Raw genomic sequence first — 14,302 nt, 5'->3', positions numbered from 1 at the left:
CGGTGTCACTGTCAAAGAACAAGGAAAGCGCAAGCGATCAGTTCAAGCGTGCGGTTACCTCCACCATGAGAGCCATCTCGCAAGAGAAGGAGCTCACAGTCACCTATGGCCCAGATCAACCCGGAATAAGCGGCGAACGAGCGCGCCTATCTAATCCGGCAAGAGACTTGCCGGTTGAAGATATTCACAAAATCCGCGGACAATCAGACAGCCTTGCTCTTCGAAAACGATATCACGATGATAGCGTTCACAGCCGCATGGTTCCGCAGGGCAGCGACGCCAAATCAGTGTTTGACGCTATTGAACAGGCCCGCGTGGAAAGCCTTGGCGCCAATCGGATGCAGGGTGTGGCAGACAACCTGTATCGCCAATTGGACCAACACTGCAAGGACATGGGCTTTGATCGCGTATACGATAAGGCTGATGCCCCTATTTCAGAGGTACTGGGTCTGCTGATCCGCGAAAAACTGACAGGCACACCGTCACCCGCCAGTGCGGCAAATATGGTCGACCTTTGGCGGAAAGAGCTTGAAACCAAAGGCGGTGACGACTTCGACGCTCTGATTGAAGCCGCAACAAATCAGGAAGATTTTGCAAAAGCCACCCGCCAGCTTTTGAAAGATCTGGACCTGTTTGATGATGCCGATGGAACCGATACTCAGGACGACTCCGAAAATGACGGGGAAGATGGTGAGCAGGAGCCAGAAGCTGAAAGCAGCGGTGCTGAGGGCGAAGATGAAGCGCAGGACGCCAGCGCAGCAGAGGAAGCGTCTGCACAGGAAGGGTCCGGTGAGGACAGCTCTGAAACTGAAGCCAGCGAATCCATTGAACAGGACGCGGCAAGCTCTGGTGATGAAGCCGGTAAAGAGCGAAAAGCATCCTATCCTGATGACTTCAGAAACTTTCTTGAAGGCCCTGCCTATAAGCCTTTCACAACGGAATTCGATGAAATAGTCGAAGCCAACGATCTGGCTGAGGCTGAAGAGCTAAGCCGCTTGCGTCAGCAGTTGGACCAACAACTTGACAGTATGCATAGCCTTGTCAGCCGCTTGGCTAACCGCCTGCAGCGCAAGTTGCAAGCGCAACAGAACCGAACTTGGTCATTTGACCTTGAAGAGGGAATTCTGGATGCAGCGCGCCTCTCTCGCGTCGTTGCAGATCCGTTGCTGCCTCTGTCTTTCAAGCAGGAAGATGATATAGAGTTTCGCGATACTGTTGTGACCTTGCTGATTGATAATTCCGGATCCATGCGCGGTCGCCCAATATCAATTGCTGCAATTTCTGCGGATATTCTGGCACGAACTCTTGAGCGTTGCGCCGTGAAGGTAGAGATCCTTGGCTTCACGACGCGAGCATGGAAGGGTGGCCAATCTCGTGAGAAATGGCTTGAAGAGGGTAAGAGCGCCAATCCAGGTCGGCTAAATGATCTGCGCCACATCATATACAAGCCCGCCGATCATCCCTATCGCCGGTCACGGCAATCGCTGGGCCTTATGCTGAAAGAGGGATTATTAAAGGAAAATATCGACGGCGAAGGTCTCCTGTGGGCACATAATCGCCTACTTGGCAGGCCAGAGCAGCGTCGTATCCTGATGGTTATCTCTGATGGCGCACCGGTCGATGATAGCACCCTGTCCGTAAACCCGGGCAATTATCTGGACAAACATTTGCGTGATGTCATTAGCTGGATCGAAAATCGCTCCCCTGTGGAGCTGATCGCCATCGGTATTGGTCATGATGTAACGCGTTATTACCAACAGGCCGTAACCATCATTGATGCTGAACAGCTTGGCGGCGTGATGATGGAACAACTGGCAGATCTGTTTGACGAAAAACGCCCCACACGCAAATCCGCGGACAAGTGGTAATTTTTAGTTAGATCGACTTAAACCGGTTCCGGTAAAACCATAAAAAAAGCGAGTGGCTGTTTAGCTCACTCGCTTATTTTTTAGCTAGCACGCTCGCAACTTTATGCGGCAGCGGCTCTCTTGACTTCGCGCTTAACACGACGAGCCTGCAATGACAGATTCTCGTCACGAGCTTTCAGCAAAAAGTTGTCAAGACCTCCGTTATGCTCAACTGAGCGAAGAGCAGCCGCAGACACTTTCAGATTGAAGGAGCGGCCGAGGGCTTCTGACATCAAACGCACGTCCTGCACGTTAGGCAAAAAACGACGACGAGATTTATTGTGGGCATGGCTGACATTGTTGCCGGCCTGAACACCTTTACCTGTCAATTCACAACGACGGGCCATAGCGCACCTCATTAGAATAATAAAACAAAATACCGGCGTCACAGCCGGTCGTGAAGACGGCTTTTAAGGAATAGGGCAGCATCCGTCAAGTCTATTCGACCAAAAAAGTTCCAATCAAGGGTCGGAATTTTCCAAAGCAGGTTATTTACCCAGAAAAATGCCCAAAACCTCCCTTGCAGCGGCGGTTGGATTGACTTTTCCCTGCTCAACATCCCGCTCCAATGATGCCAGCTTTGTCGAAAGCCTGTCGTCTTTTTTCAAATGATTCATCAGTGATTCATCTATTTCAGACCACATCCAGGCAATCGCCTGACTGGCACGCTGCAATTCCAGCTCATCATCCACGGTTCTGGCTTTGGTATATTCCTCTATCGTCTGCCACAGCTCTTCAATACCGGTTTTCTGTAGGGCCGAGGTCATGAGAACCTTGGGTGTCCAATTTTTACTCTTTGGACGCATAAGCCCGACAGCACCGCGATATTCCGATGCGGCCCGTTTCGCGACAGGAACCAGTTCACCATCCGCCTTGTTAATTACGATAATATCAGCGAGCTCCATGACACCTCGCTTGATGCCCTGCAACTCATCTCCGCCCGCTGGCGCCAATAGCAGCATGAACAGATCCACCATGTCTGCAACCGTTGTTTCACTTTGGCCAACCCCTACGGTTTCAACAAGAATGACATCGAACCCGGCAGCCTCACAAAGGAGCATAACTTCCCGTGTTCGTCGAGCGACCCCGCCGAGTGAACCGCCGGACGGTGATGGGCGAATAAAGGCATTGGGATCACGAGAGAGCTCTTCCATTCGCGTTTTATCGCCCAAAATGGAACCTCCGGTGCGTTTTGAGGATGGATCAATAGTGAGCACCGCCACCTTTTTCCCAAGGCCGGTCAGAAACTTCCCGAAAGCTTCAATAAATGTTGATTTGCCAACACCCGGAGTTCCGGAAATGCCGATCCGCACTGACTTTCCGGTATGGGGCATTAATTTATTGAGTAATTCCTGGGCCGCTTCCTGATGGTCACCGCGAATGGATTCCGCCAGTGTAATGGCGCGGGCCAGCCGTCGTCTGTCCCCCTTCAGAATTCGCTCCGCGATTTCAGAAATATTCGGCATATTGCTTGTTGTTATTTTTGTCATACCTTGGGTATGAAAAAATAGCAGGCCATCGTCAAGCCAATATCGGGCTTTCCCGAGAAAAGAGTGAGAAACACAGATGAAGCAATCCATCAAAACTGTTGAAATGCACACAGGCGGCGAGCCCCTCCGAATCGTAACTGAGGGTATAGAAAATCTATACAGTGGAGACCTTCTTGCCACTCGGCGATATTTGCGTGATGAGGCGGATCACTATCGTCGTTTTTTGATGTTTGAACCCCGTGGTCATAAGGACATGTATGGCGCCCTAATCGTTCCTGCAGATCACCCGGAAGCCGACTTTGGCGTGATATTCATGCATAACGAGGGCTATAGCACCATGTGCGGACATGCCATCATTGCTCTTGGTCGGTATGCCATCGACTACGGATTGGTGGAGAGAACAGGGGATGCTGTGCAGCAAATCAACATTCAATGCCCCTGCGGCCTTGTGCAGGCACATGTGGAGGTGAGCGAGGAAAAAACAGGCTCGGTGCGTTTTGAAAGTGTTCCCGCCTTTGCCTATCGTTTGGATCAGATTGTTAATACGACGGAGTTTGGACCTGTCAGTTTGGACATCGCATATGGCGGTGCCTTTTATGGGATCCTTGACGCTTCATCCTTGGGTATTGACCTGCACACGAGTTCAGTTCAGCAAATGATCAGCACAGCATCCGAACTTTCACAGGCGATACAGGAACAGCTCACTATCGAACATCCTGAAGAGGCGGATTTAGGCTACCTGTATGGCATTATTTTTACTGACGGTCACGTTGGCAATGAAAGCAATCCCAGCCGCAATGTGTGTGTATTTGCAGACGGGCAGGTTGACCGCAGCCCGACAGGATCTGGCGTTACAGCTCGATTAGCGCTAAATGCTGCGAAAAAGCTTTCCAAAATCGGTGAAACGCACCAGTTTGAAAGCCTAACTGACGCAGTCTTTAGCGGCAAAATCATCAGACAACTAAGGTGGGCCCCTATCCTGCGGTTACAGTTGAGGTTGGTGGAAGGGCCCACTATTGTGGATCCAGTGAGTTCATATATGAAGAGGATGATCTGCTCGCTGGTGGATTTTTACTGAAATAACAACCGAGGAAACTGGGGGATCAGAACATGGAGCCAAATTTGCGAATGCTGAAGGACAAGGCTGACGCCGTTGCCAAAAATGCACACGCCCCCTATTCGGGCTTTTCTGTTGGCGCTGTTATTGTAACAACCGAAGGCCAGCAGTTTAACGGCTGCAACGTGGAAAACATATCGTCAGGCCTGACAGTCTGCGCTGAACGCAATGCGGTGGGCAAGGCGGTATCGGAACTCGGACCCGACTTTAAAATCAAGGAAATCTTTGTCAGCAACTTCAATTCGGAAGGGGTGACAATTCACTGCTCCCCTTGTGGAGCCTGCCGGCAGGTGCTGGCAGAATTTTCCACAAGTGACACCAAAGTGCATTACCATGGTGATAATGGAAACATCATTACCACCACGGTAAAAGACCTGCTGCCAGATGGTTTCGACAACTATTAACTGCCAAAGCGCTCTTCAAATTCACCAATGAAACTGGCTATGTTCGCTCCCAGATAATCGCGGTTATAGCCCCCTTCCTGCACAAGTACGGTTGGAAAGCCCAGTTCTGCGATACTGGCGCCAATACGGCCAAACCCTTCGGTCGTGACCCGCAGTCCATCCAGCGGGTCCCCTTCAAATGCATCAAGGCCCAGTGCAACAAAAAGCATGTCAGGCTGATAAGCTTCCAATACTGATTTGGCCTGCTTCAGTTTTTCAAGAAATACGGCATCACCGCTATCCTTCTCAATGGGCAGATTAAGATTGTAGCCCTCCCCCTGACCTTCACCGCGCTCATGTGCATAACCGGAAAAGAATGGATAATAATCCTTTGGATCACAATGCAGAGAAATCGTGTAAACGTCATCTCGGTGATAAAAAATTCCCTGCGTCCCATTGCCGTGATGTACATCCACATCCAAAATGGCAACCCGTTGCAAGGAACCCAGCGCGTGTTGGGCCGCAATTGCAACATTATTCAGAAAACAGAACCCGCCCGCCTGATCTTTGTAAGCGTGATGCCCTGGTGGCCGGCACAAAGCATAAGCAACCCCGGCTTCTGGCAACTGATCCAAGACAAGTTCAGTTGCAGTCAAGGCAACGTTTGATGAAGCAACGCTGGCATGCCACGTTTCCGAGCCGATCGGGGCAGACATATCTGTAGTGTAATAGCCAACTTCACCAACAATCCCCTCTGGCAGGTTTGGCATATATCGGCCCGGATGGATATTGGGCAGGACTTCTTCATTTCCCATCCCAGCCTCTGTCCAGCGCTGATGGATGGTTTCCAGAAAATACAGATATCCTGGTGAATGCACAGCTGCTCTCGGCTTGGGACCGAAATCAACGGCTTCCACAATTTCATGACCATTTTCTGAAAGGCCGGCATATAACGCTTCAGCTCGCCCAGGCACTTCCTGTGGCTCGTGAAAACTGCCTGCTTTCATATAGGTTTTCGGATGATGCCGGGCATGTTCCGGGCTAAAGACGATTTTCATTTCCTGCCTCGTATATGGTCGAGAGTGTTTTTACTATAAGGGCAGGAAATGATCTCTTTCGTCAAGCAGCCTGTTGTTTGCGAATCAATTCCAGAACTTCTGCTGCCGCAGCCGGAATGTTAGTACCGGGGCCATAAATGGCGGACACTCCAGCGGAATACAGAGCGTCATAATCCTGCGCTGGAATAACACCACCGCAAACAACCAGAATATCGTCCGCTCCCTGTGCTTTCAGCTCCTCAATGATTTGCGGCACCAGTGTTTTGTGCCCTGCAGCTTGTGAGGATATACCAATTACATGCACGTCGCTTTCGATCGCGTCTTTGGCAGCTTCAGCAGGTGTCTGGAACAATGGTCCAACATCCACGTCAAAGCCGATATCCGCAAAAGCAGTCGCAATCACCTTGGCTCCGCGATCGTGGCCATCCTGCCCAAGCTTGACAACCAGCATTCTGGGACGACGTCCCTGCTCCTGTGTGAAGGTTTCAATATCCTTCTGAATCTGCTCAAATCCGGCATCGCCCTCATATGCCGAACCATAAACACCTGAAATGGACCTAATCTCGGCACGGTGTCTTGTGAAGACTTTTTCCATAGCGTCAGATATCTCCCAACTGTGGCACGTGCGCGGGCAGCATTGACGCTCAATTCCAAAAGATTGGCAGAGCCTGCGGCCCCTTCAGTGAGTGCGTCCAGTGCCGCCTGACAGGCCGCTTCATCTCGAGTGCTGCGAATTTTTTCAAGGCGTGCGACCTGTTGGCGCAACACTTCTGTATTATCAACGTCCAGAATTTCGATATTGCTATCATCTTTTTCAAGCGCGTATTTATTGACACCAACAATCGTTTCTTCGCCGCGATCGATGCGCGCCTGTTTTCTGGCAGCAGATTCTTCAATCTGCAGTTTCGGCATCCCACTTTCAACGGCTTTGGTCATGCCACCCAGTTCTTCAACTTCCTGAATAAGAGCCCATGCCTCTTCAATCAGGGAGTTGGTCAAACTTTCAACATAGTAACTGCCACCAAGCGGATCGATTACATTGGGAACGCCTGTCTCCTCTGCCAGAATAAGCTGAGTGTTACGGGCAATCCGTGCGGAGAAATCTGTCGGTAGTGCTATCGCCTCGTCCAACGCATTGGTATGCAAGCTTTGTGTGCCACCCAAAGCGGCAGCCATCGCTTCATAGGCGGTTCTGATGACATTATTATATGGGTCCTGCTCTGTCAGGCTCACCCCGGATGTCTGGCAATGGGTGCGGAGCATCAGAGACTGCTCTTTTTTAGGATTAAACTGCTTCATCACGCGCGCCCAAAGAACACGAGCAGCTCGCAATTTGGCAACTTCCATGAAAAAATTCATGCCGATGGCAAAGAAAAATGAAAGTCGCGGTGCGAAATCATCAATTTCCAGACCAGAAGCCATTGCAGCCCGAGCATATTCAAGACCATCTGCGATCGTGAATGCCAATTCCTGTACCTGTGTAGCGCCCGCTTCCTGCATGTGATAGCCGGAAATCGAGATGGAATTAAAGCGTGGCATGTTTTTGGACGTATATCCGATGATATCGCCAATGATCCGCATGCTTGGTGCAGGAGGATAGATGTAGGTATTGCGAACCATAAATTCTTTAAGAATATCATTCTGGATCGTACCGGACAGTTTATCCGGGCTCACACCCTGCTCTTCTGCGGCGACAATGTAATTAGCCAAAATAGGCAACACCGCACCATTCATGGTCATAGATACGGACATTTCATCAAGTGGAATACTATCGAAAAGTATTTTCATATCCTCGACAGAATCAATCGCCACACCTGCCTTACCAACATCACCAACAACCCTTGGGTGGTCACTGTCATATCCACGGTGTGTTGCCAGATCGAATGCTACTGACAATCCTTTCTGACCTGCAGCCAGATTACGCCGATAAAAAGCATTTGATTCTTCAGCGGTTGAAAATCCGGCATATTGACGAATGGTCCAAGGCCGGTTCGCATACATAGTTGCCCTCACCCCCCGCTTAAACGGCGCGAAGCCTGGCAACTCTTCTTCTAGCGGTAAATCCTTAACATCATCAGCTGTATACAAGGGTTTTACTGCAATACCTTCAGGCGTATTCCATGTCAGGTCTTCCAGTGACCGCCCACGAAGTTCCTTTGCAGCAACTTCTTTCCACGCATCCAGGCTGGGTTTTGGAAACTCGCTCATATCTCAACTTCCTCGTTTTTGGCGCAATACTGCACTGCAGCACACCGGCTTGTCAATTTCTTGGTAGCCGAAGACACACGATGTAAAGCGCCCTGCTGTCAATTATTTGAGCAGATTATACGCCAAAAACCTTTATAAAGCTAACAATCGTTTGGTTAAGAAGGGAAATCAATTTTATTTACCTTTTTCAGAGCGCACAGCTTTGCGGATGGGTAAAAAATTGCTATCACACAGTCTGGAGTGAACTTCCAAGAGTATTCCCAGTAACAATCAAGTGTGACGTCACCATTTCACAGAAAACTCCACATAGCGACTTCAGCCCCGTAACAGCTGTGCTTGGCCCCACAAATACGGGCAAGACGCATCTAGCGGTGGAACGTATGATGGCCCACAGTGACGGTGTCATCGGGTTGCCACTGCGCCTATTGGCACGAGAGGTTTATGACAAGATTGTCGCAATCAAGGGAGCTGCAAATGTCGCCTTGGTAACAGGCGAAGAAAAGATCACTCCGCAACGGGCATCCTATTTCGTTTGCACCGTTGAAGCCATGCCCGTTAATCGCAGTTTCGAATTTCTCGCAGTTGATGAGATACAACTGGCGGCCGATCCGGAACGTGGGCATATATTCACGGACCGCCTGCTTCACGCCCGTGGCACGCGCGAAACCATGTTCATGGGATCCAATATTATACGTGGCTGGATACAGAAGCTGGTCCCACGCGCCAAATTCATGCAACGAGAGCGATTCTCCGAGCTAACCTACAAAGGGTCCAAAAAAATATCACGCTTGCCGTCGCGCAGTGCAATCGTGACCTTCTCAACCAATGACGTGTATGCACTGGCAGAGTTGGTGAGGCGCCAAAGGGGCGGGGCGGCTGTCGTTATGGGAAGTCTTTCTCCGCGCACCAGAAATGCTCAGGTTGAATTGTATCAATCAGGCGATGTGGACTATTTAGTTGCGACAGACGCGATAGGTATGGGCCTCAACATGGATATCGACCATGTTGCATTTGCCAGTACCTATAAATTTGATGGCGCGATGACACGCAGCTCGATGCCACTGAGATGGCACAGATCGCAGGCCGGGCGGGACGGCACATGAATTCTGGCAGTTTTGGTGTGACCGCAAACGTCCAGCCCCTTGATGAAGAACTGATTGAGCGCATCGAAAGTCACACATTTGACTCGCTGAAGCATATCCGTTGGCGAAACAGATCGCTGGATTTTCATACAGTTCGTGATTTATTACGGAGCCTGGAGAAAGCATCTCCAACCAAGGGCTTGATATCACCCCGTGAAGCCAGCGATCATAAGTCCCTCCTAACCCTTGCCAAAGATCCCGATATAAAAAAACATTCGCAAGGTAGCGCCGGTGTTCGTCAGTTATGGCAGGTATGTCAGGTTCCAGATTTTCGCAAAACGATGCATGATGTTCATGTCAGATTACTGAAACAAATATTTATTAATTTGCAAAACCCTTCGGGCAAGCTGCCAACTGACTGGATTGCGGGTCATCTGGAAAAACTGAAGCGAACCGACGGAGATATTGACACACTTGCAACACGCATTGCCCATACACGCACTTGGACTTATATTTCCCATGTGCAAGACTGGGTCAGCGATTATAAGCATTGGCAAGAGGTCGCGCGTAGAATAGAAGATAACCTGTCAGATGCCCTGCATGAGCGTCTGACGCAAAGATTTGTGGATAGACGCACCGCTGTGCTGGTGCGAAAACTGAAAGACAGAAGTCAATTGGAAGCTGAAATTAACGAAAATGGTGATGTGCTGGTCGAAGGGCATTTCATTGGCACATTGAAAGGTCTGCGTTTTACATCTGACCTCTCTACAGGCAGTAATGACGCACGTACGCTTAAAAGTATCGGTAACAAGGCCGTTGTGAAAGAAATCACTTCACGTGCACAACAACTGGCCCAATCTTCTGATGACGCTTTCTCGTTAAGTGAAACAGGTGAAATCCTGTGGAATGAGATGACTGTGGGCCGCCTATCAAAAGGCGATTCTGTGCTTAAACCCAAAGTGAACCTTCTAGCCAGTGAACAACTTAATGGCGCGCCAATGGAGGCAGCAGCTAAAAGATTGAACGACTGGGTCAGTCACGAAATCGCCACGCGTCTTGCCCCCTTGGTCAAACTGGCGGACCTGCCCCTGACAGGTGTCACCCGCGGGATTGCGTATCAGTCAGTGAAGCGCTGGGCGCAATGCCTCGTTATAAACTGAACGACCAGATTCGTTCCTTGGACAAGAAGGATTTTGGCCGCTTGAAATTTGGCGGGCTCAGAGTTGGCTACGAACATGTCTTTATGCCACTTCTGTTGAAGCCGGATCCAACTCAGCTTCGTTGCCTGTTATGGGCAATTCATGAAGAGCGTGACACGATACCAGCCCCGCCGCCACCGGGCCGGGTTTCCTATGAAGTTACAGAGCGCCTGCCTCGTGAATATTACCTGACCGCAGGTTATGCATTGTTTAAAAATCTGGCTGTTCGTCTGGACATGCTCGACCGTTTGGCAGGTTTGCTGCGACGGGCATCACGAGGTTTGCTGGAAACCGAAACGGTTAAACAAACCGATCCAGCGGCAGCGGAAAACAATGCGACAGCTGAAAACAATGCGGATGAAACCCAACAAACGGCACCTGCTTCGGATAATTTGACAGACAAAGAAGAAACATCCGCAAGTCCGTCTGAAATGCCGGCCCCAACGCCAAAAGAAGCGGAAGAAGCAACGGAAGCTGAAGCCCCGCAAGCTAGCGAAAATACGCCTGCAGATACAGCGGCAGAAGCAAGCGAAGTGCAGGAAGCAGACACTGCATCCAAAGATACGGCCGCGAGCGATAAAACCGCGGATGCCAAAAGCAAGAAAGATCTTCCCAGAAACCTACCCTTCAAACCGACACATGAGATGCTGTCGCTGGTGGGTACCACTAAAGAACAGTTCGCGCTTATCCTTGACCAACTTGGCTATATCGCAAAAGGTGAAGGCGATGAGGTAACCTATCAAAAGGCCTCCTTCAAAAAGCGAAAAGCAGGACCAAAAAACAGCGCTGGAAAACATAAGGGTGCAAAAGCCAATAACAAGAATTCAGAGGGCAAATCCGGCCGAGCGGCCAAGCCCAAAAAAGAACCTGCATTTGATCCCAACTCGCCCTTTGCTGTTTTGAAAAACCTTAAAACGAAGTAGCTGATGGACAACACCATTGATACTGGAGCCACAATTCGCGTTGATCGCTGGTTGTGGTTCGCGCGCTTTTTTAAAAGCCGCAGTATTGCCGCAAAAATGGTTCAAGGACGCAAAGTCAGATTAAACAGCGTCCTCATCACAAAAGCGAGTGCCACTGTCAAAGCAGGTGATGTCCTCACCTTTCAGCAAGCAAAAGACATTCGAGTTGTTCGTATAAAGAATATTGGCAAGCGTCGTGGACCTGCCCCTGAAGCGCAGGCGTTGTACGAAGATCTGGCACCAAAGTCGGAGACGCAGGACACGAAAAAGCACTCAACCAAATCAAAAGTATTTGAGAGAACTCCCGGTGCAGGGCGACCGACGAAAGCGGATCGCAGAGCACTTGATAAATTACGCCAAAGTGACGATCTTTAATCGCACGATGGATGCACGATACAGGACTGTATGATGAGTAAAATAAGTGAACTGGAAAAATTTATTACGGCATGGGATGAAGGCGAGGTTGGATACTTCAAGGTTGCCCCGATCCGCTTGAGCGTTACCAGCAATGCCCGTGATCTGGAAGCTGCTGCGCGAGATGCTGCAAAGGAAATTGAAGCAGAAGTCTCCTACGCGTGGGATCTGGGGGAAACTGATAGCGAAGCGTGGTGGCTGGAATGGGGAGGCTTCATGCTTGAAGAAGAAATCCCCTATTACGCTGCAAACAGCTTACCTGAAGCCCTTGAAAAACTTAAAAATTTCGATCCCAAAAACAATGAGTTTGAATGCGAGAGCATCGAAGAGTTCAAAGAATTGCTCTTCAGTGCTTTTGACGAAGATTTAAAAGCGGAAGATTTAAAACGCGGTTTTCGGTTATGGTTAGAAAGCCTGAGCAAAGATGCATTAAAAGTGCTGGAAGCAGACCTGCAAAGCTGGGCAAGCCGAGCTAAATGAAAGCTCATTTTTTAGCAAAAGTTACATAGGCAGCGTAAATTCGGGTTGCGGTTGTAATCCAGCACATCAAGCCGAACACAATCGCAATTTCCACAAAGTAATCCGGCAGCAAACAGAAAAGCACAAATGCAAGAATGGTCTCTCCCCCTTCAGCGAGGCCGCCGAGGTAATAGAGGGACTTTATGCCTCGTATATCCGTTGTAATTTGGTATTTTTCCGCCATTATTGCATAGGCAAGAAACGTGGCGGCAGTGCCCATAAAGCTGAAAATCAAAAACGCGGCGACCACCGCGTTTTCCGGCCTTGCGAGCGCAAACGCAAATACAATTCCCGAATAAAAGATAAAATCACAGATGATGTCCAGATAACCACCGAAATCAGACAAGAGTGACTGACGGGCAACCGCCCCATCCAAGCCATCAAAAAGCCGATTTAGCAAAATCAGAATTAAGGCCGCCGCATAGTATTCTGCTGCAATGAACGGAATAGCAAGCATGCCGATTACGAAACCGACAACGGTCACCATATTGGCGGAAACACCTGTCTTTGCGACCAGGCTTCCCATTTTGTTCAGCGGTGGGTCTACAATATGCCTTAAAACAGCATCAAACATTTTTCGAACTTTACTCCAACGGCGGAAGGCCCAAACTGATACCCACTCTATCAGTGAATTTCCCGAAACGTAAATGACGACTTCGCGAGCAGCAAACCTGCCTGTGATCTCTGAATATCGAATGCTGAAAATTAACTATAGTGATAAGTTTCTATTAACTGTTCGGGGATTACACTCCGGCAAAGAACAACAGAAGTAGTAGTCATATGAATAAATTGTTTGAAGCCGCCGTTTATAACGAAGATGTTTTGAACCTCATCAAAAATGGTGAGCACCATAAAGACCTTTCAGATGACTGGGCTAACACGCATTATTTTGAGATTGAAGCCAGCACCATTGAAGAGGCCTGGAGCAAAGCCAACAGAAAATGGCGCGCGGGGCACGGATTTGTGATCAAGGCAATAGAATTAATGGACGGAGAATAAGTCCGTTAATATCCCACATAATACGGGTTGGTTCCGCCGGCATGATCCGTTACATCCAACACCCGTTCAATGGCTGGCACCGCACGTTTGATTTCTACCTCTACACCCTGCTTGAGCGTTGCATCGGCCATTCCGCAGCCCTGACATCCGCCCGCCATTTCAACATAGGCGGTCTCCTGCTGGATATCGATAAGAGTAATATATCCGCCATGGGCAGCAATTGCAGGATTTATCCGTGTTTCGAGTAACGTCCGGATCGTTTGCGCCTCTTCCGTCTGAAGGCCCGGACGCTCCGCCTCTACCGCATCATCTTGCTGTACCATCCGATCAAATCGCACGCGCGTGATTTCAGGCACATAATGCTTCAAGGTATTTTCGATTTTGATCTGCGTTCCAAATGCCGGTGTGGATAATCCGCTGCTATCCATTTCAAGCGTTACAGTTGCTTCACTCGGATCATAGGATTTGAAGGCAATGTCACCTCCATCATCCAGAAGTTGCGGGCGAATACGCTCACTCACCAGCTCCTTGATGGAGTTGACAATCTTCAGATCTTCTTCCGAATAACCAGCATCAGCGGTCTGTGACTGCGAAGTGGCATTCAAAACCGGCATCCCTGTCATATAATGATCCATGATAGCCGCAAGAACCATAGGCTTTAGCTGTATCCAAAGCGGCCCCTTTTCTTCGGGTCCCGCTTTCGTGATGGTTATGCTGTCTTGTGCAAATTCAACAGACTTTACACCCGGAATATCGAACAACCGGGCCGCCAACGGGGACTTTTCCCGCCCCTCATCCGGATCGTCAAAAGCAACAACACCCTTTTGAATGACCTGACGGCCGGGCATAAATTGCATCTTGTTTTCGTCCGCAGATGGCAAAGTCTGAATAAACATTACGCATTAACTCCAATAGGCACAAGGATACCAAACCTGTCTGCTATCAAATATACCAGTCGAAGACA

Annotated in this window: 14 protein-coding genes and 1 pseudogene; 9 read left to right on the top strand and 6 right to left on the bottom strand. The window is 49.5% G+C overall.

The features are described from left to right. Nucleotides 1-2: 2 nt before the first annotated feature. Entirely contained in the window at nucleotides 3-1,868 is a 1,866-nt protein-coding gene (gene cobT / locus JCM23214_RS05725; protein WP_037492604.1) for a cobaltochelatase subunit CobT, read from the top strand. Nucleotides 1,869-1,969: 101 nt separating this feature from the next. On the opposite strand, the gene rpmB is transcribed toward cobT, so the two are convergent. Together rpmB and meaB are read right to left on the bottom strand one after the other, a co-directional pair. Then, complete coding sequence (gene rpmB, locus JCM23214_RS05720; RefSeq protein ID WP_025898084.1) at nucleotides 1,970-2,254, bottom strand: 50S ribosomal protein L28; 285 nt, start codon at nucleotides 2,252-2,254, stop codon at nucleotides 1,970-1,972. A 141-nt stretch (nucleotides 2,255-2,395) separates the two neighbouring features. Beyond that, nucleotides 2,396-3,373 carry a methylmalonyl Co-A mutase-associated GTPase MeaB gene (gene meaB, locus JCM23214_RS05715; protein WP_199899335.1) on the bottom strand — a complete coding sequence of 326 codons (978 nt, stop codon included), beginning with the start codon at nucleotides 3,371-3,373 and terminating at the stop codon, nucleotides 2,396-2,398. A gap of 100 nt (nucleotides 3,374-3,473) precedes the next feature. On the opposite strand from meaB, the gene JCM23214_RS19305 reads away from it, so the two are divergent. Beyond that, entirely contained in the window at nucleotides 3,474-4,475 is a 1,002-nt protein-coding gene (locus JCM23214_RS19305; protein ID WP_199899334.1) for a proline racemase family protein, read from the top strand. A 32-nt stretch (nucleotides 4,476-4,507) separates the two neighbouring features. Next, entirely contained in the window at nucleotides 4,508-4,918 is a 411-nt protein-coding gene (gene cdd, locus JCM23214_RS05705; RefSeq protein ID WP_025898082.1) for a cytidine deaminase, read from the top strand. Here the strand turns inward: cdd and JCM23214_RS05700 are convergent. Together JCM23214_RS05700 and scpA are read right to left on the bottom strand one after the other, a co-directional pair. After that, complete coding sequence (locus JCM23214_RS05700) at nucleotides 4,915-5,955, bottom strand: histone deacetylase family protein (protein ID WP_025898081.1); 1,041 nt, start codon at nucleotides 5,953-5,955, stop codon at nucleotides 4,915-4,917. The genes cdd and JCM23214_RS05700 overlap by 4 nt on opposite strands. Before the next feature lie 61 nt (nucleotides 5,956-6,016). Beyond that, nucleotides 6,017-8,163 (bottom strand): annotated as a pseudogene (scpA, locus tag JCM23214_RS19300) (methylmalonyl-CoA mutase). A 380-nt stretch (nucleotides 8,164-8,543) separates the two neighbouring features. On the opposite strand from scpA, the gene JCM23214_RS22180 reads away from it, so the two are divergent. The 5 genes from JCM23214_RS22180 to JCM23214_RS05680 are packed head-to-tail and all read left to right on the top strand — an operon-like array spanning nucleotide 8,544 to nucleotide 12,300. Next, nucleotides 8,544-9,266, top strand: a complete 723-nt coding sequence (locus JCM23214_RS22180) for a helicase-related protein (protein ID WP_084264596.1) — start codon at nucleotides 8,544-8,546, stop codon at nucleotides 9,264-9,266. Next, complete coding sequence (locus JCM23214_RS22175; protein ID WP_148301776.1) at nucleotides 9,230-10,405, top strand: hypothetical protein; 1,176 nt, start codon at nucleotides 9,230-9,232, stop codon at nucleotides 10,403-10,405. The genes JCM23214_RS22180 and JCM23214_RS22175 overlap by 37 nt, the downstream gene beginning before the upstream one ends. Then, nucleotides 10,387-11,367, top strand: coding sequence for a hypothetical protein (locus JCM23214_RS22170; RefSeq protein WP_051548039.1), 981 nt, complete (start codon nucleotides 10,387-10,389; stop codon nucleotides 11,365-11,367). Before JCM23214_RS22175 ends, JCM23214_RS22170 begins: the two co-directional genes overlap by 19 nt. 3 nt (nucleotides 11,368-11,370) lie before the next feature. After that, nucleotides 11,371-11,781, top strand: coding sequence for an RNA-binding S4 domain-containing protein (locus tag JCM23214_RS05685; protein ID WP_037492603.1), 411 nt, complete (start codon nucleotides 11,371-11,373; stop codon nucleotides 11,779-11,781). A 33-nt stretch (nucleotides 11,782-11,814) separates the two neighbouring features. Continuing rightward, nucleotides 11,815-12,300 carry a hypothetical protein gene (locus JCM23214_RS05680; RefSeq protein ID WP_025898079.1) on the top strand — a complete coding sequence of 162 codons (486 nt, stop codon included), beginning with the start codon at nucleotides 11,815-11,817 and terminating at the stop codon, nucleotides 12,298-12,300. A gap of 4 nt (nucleotides 12,301-12,304) precedes the next feature. Here JCM23214_RS05680 and JCM23214_RS05675 read toward each other — a convergent pair whose 3' ends face one another. Continuing rightward, complete coding sequence (locus tag JCM23214_RS05675; RefSeq protein WP_025898078.1) at nucleotides 12,305-12,913, bottom strand: CDP-alcohol phosphatidyltransferase family protein; 609 nt, start codon at nucleotides 12,911-12,913, stop codon at nucleotides 12,305-12,307. A gap of 206 nt (nucleotides 12,914-13,119) precedes the next feature. Between JCM23214_RS05675 and JCM23214_RS05670 the strand changes: the two genes are divergently transcribed. Further along, the gene (locus tag JCM23214_RS05670; protein WP_025898077.1) at nucleotides 13,120-13,338 is read left to right on the top strand and encodes a hypothetical protein; all 219 of its coding nucleotides are present in this window, start codon (nucleotides 13,120-13,122) and stop codon (nucleotides 13,336-13,338) included. Nucleotides 13,339-13,343: 5 nt separating this feature from the next. Here JCM23214_RS05670 and JCM23214_RS22165 read toward each other — a convergent pair whose 3' ends face one another. After that, the gene (locus JCM23214_RS22165) at nucleotides 13,344-14,234 is read right to left on the bottom strand and encodes a NifU family protein (protein WP_025898076.1); all 891 of its coding nucleotides are present in this window, start codon (nucleotides 14,232-14,234) and stop codon (nucleotides 13,344-13,346) included. Between the last annotated feature and the right edge of the window lie 68 nt (nucleotides 14,235-14,302).

Origin of the sequence: Sneathiella glossodoripedis JCM 23214, assembly GCF_000616095.1 — a bacterium.
Classification (GTDB): domain Bacteria; phylum Pseudomonadota; class Alphaproteobacteria; order Sneathiellales; family Sneathiellaceae; genus Sneathiella; species Sneathiella glossodoripedis.
This window is presented reverse-complemented; position numbering and strand designations above follow the sequence as displayed.

Bases quoted from the DNA above. Each gene is read 5' to 3' on its own strand.
- JCM23214_RS22175 (WP_148301776.1), top strand. From the start codon at position 9,230: ATGGCACAGATCGCAGGCCGGGCGGGACGGCACATGAATTCTGGCAGT.
- JCM23214_RS05675 (WP_025898078.1), bottom strand. From the start codon at position 12,913: ATGTTTGATGCTGTTTTAAGGCATATTGTAGACCCACCGCTGAACAAA.
- JCM23214_RS19305 (WP_199899334.1), top strand. From the start codon at position 3,474: ATGAAGCAATCCATCAAAACTGTTGAAATGCACACAGGCGGCGAGCCC.
- JCM23214_RS05685 (WP_037492603.1), top strand. From the start codon at position 11,371: ATGGACAACACCATTGATACTGGAGCCACAATTCGCGTTGATCGCTGG.
- JCM23214_RS05700 (WP_025898081.1), bottom strand. From the start codon at position 5,955: ATGAAAATCGTCTTTAGCCCGGAACATGCCCGGCATCATCCGAAAACC.
- JCM23214_RS05680 (WP_025898079.1), top strand. From the start codon at position 11,815: ATGAGTAAAATAAGTGAACTGGAAAAATTTATTACGGCATGGGATGAA.
- JCM23214_RS05670 (WP_025898077.1), top strand. From the start codon at position 13,120: ATGAATAAATTGTTTGAAGCCGCCGTTTATAACGAAGATGTTTTGAAC.
- JCM23214_RS22180 (WP_084264596.1), top strand. From the start codon at position 8,544: ATGATGGCCCACAGTGACGGTGTCATCGGGTTGCCACTGCGCCTATTG.
- cdd (WP_025898082.1), top strand. From the start codon at position 4,508: ATGGAGCCAAATTTGCGAATGCTGAAGGACAAGGCTGACGCCGTTGCC.
- JCM23214_RS22170 (WP_051548039.1), top strand. From the start codon at position 10,387: ATGCCTCGTTATAAACTGAACGACCAGATTCGTTCCTTGGACAAGAAG.
- meaB (WP_199899335.1), bottom strand. From the start codon at position 3,373: ATGCCGAATATTTCTGAAATCGCGGAGCGAATTCTGAAGGGGGACAGA.
- JCM23214_RS22165 (WP_025898076.1), bottom strand. From the start codon at position 14,234: ATGTTTATTCAGACTTTGCCATCTGCGGACGAAAACAAGATGCAATTT.
- rpmB (WP_025898084.1), bottom strand. From the start codon at position 2,254: ATGGCCCGTCGTTGTGAATTGACAGGTAAAGGTGTTCAGGCCGGCAAC.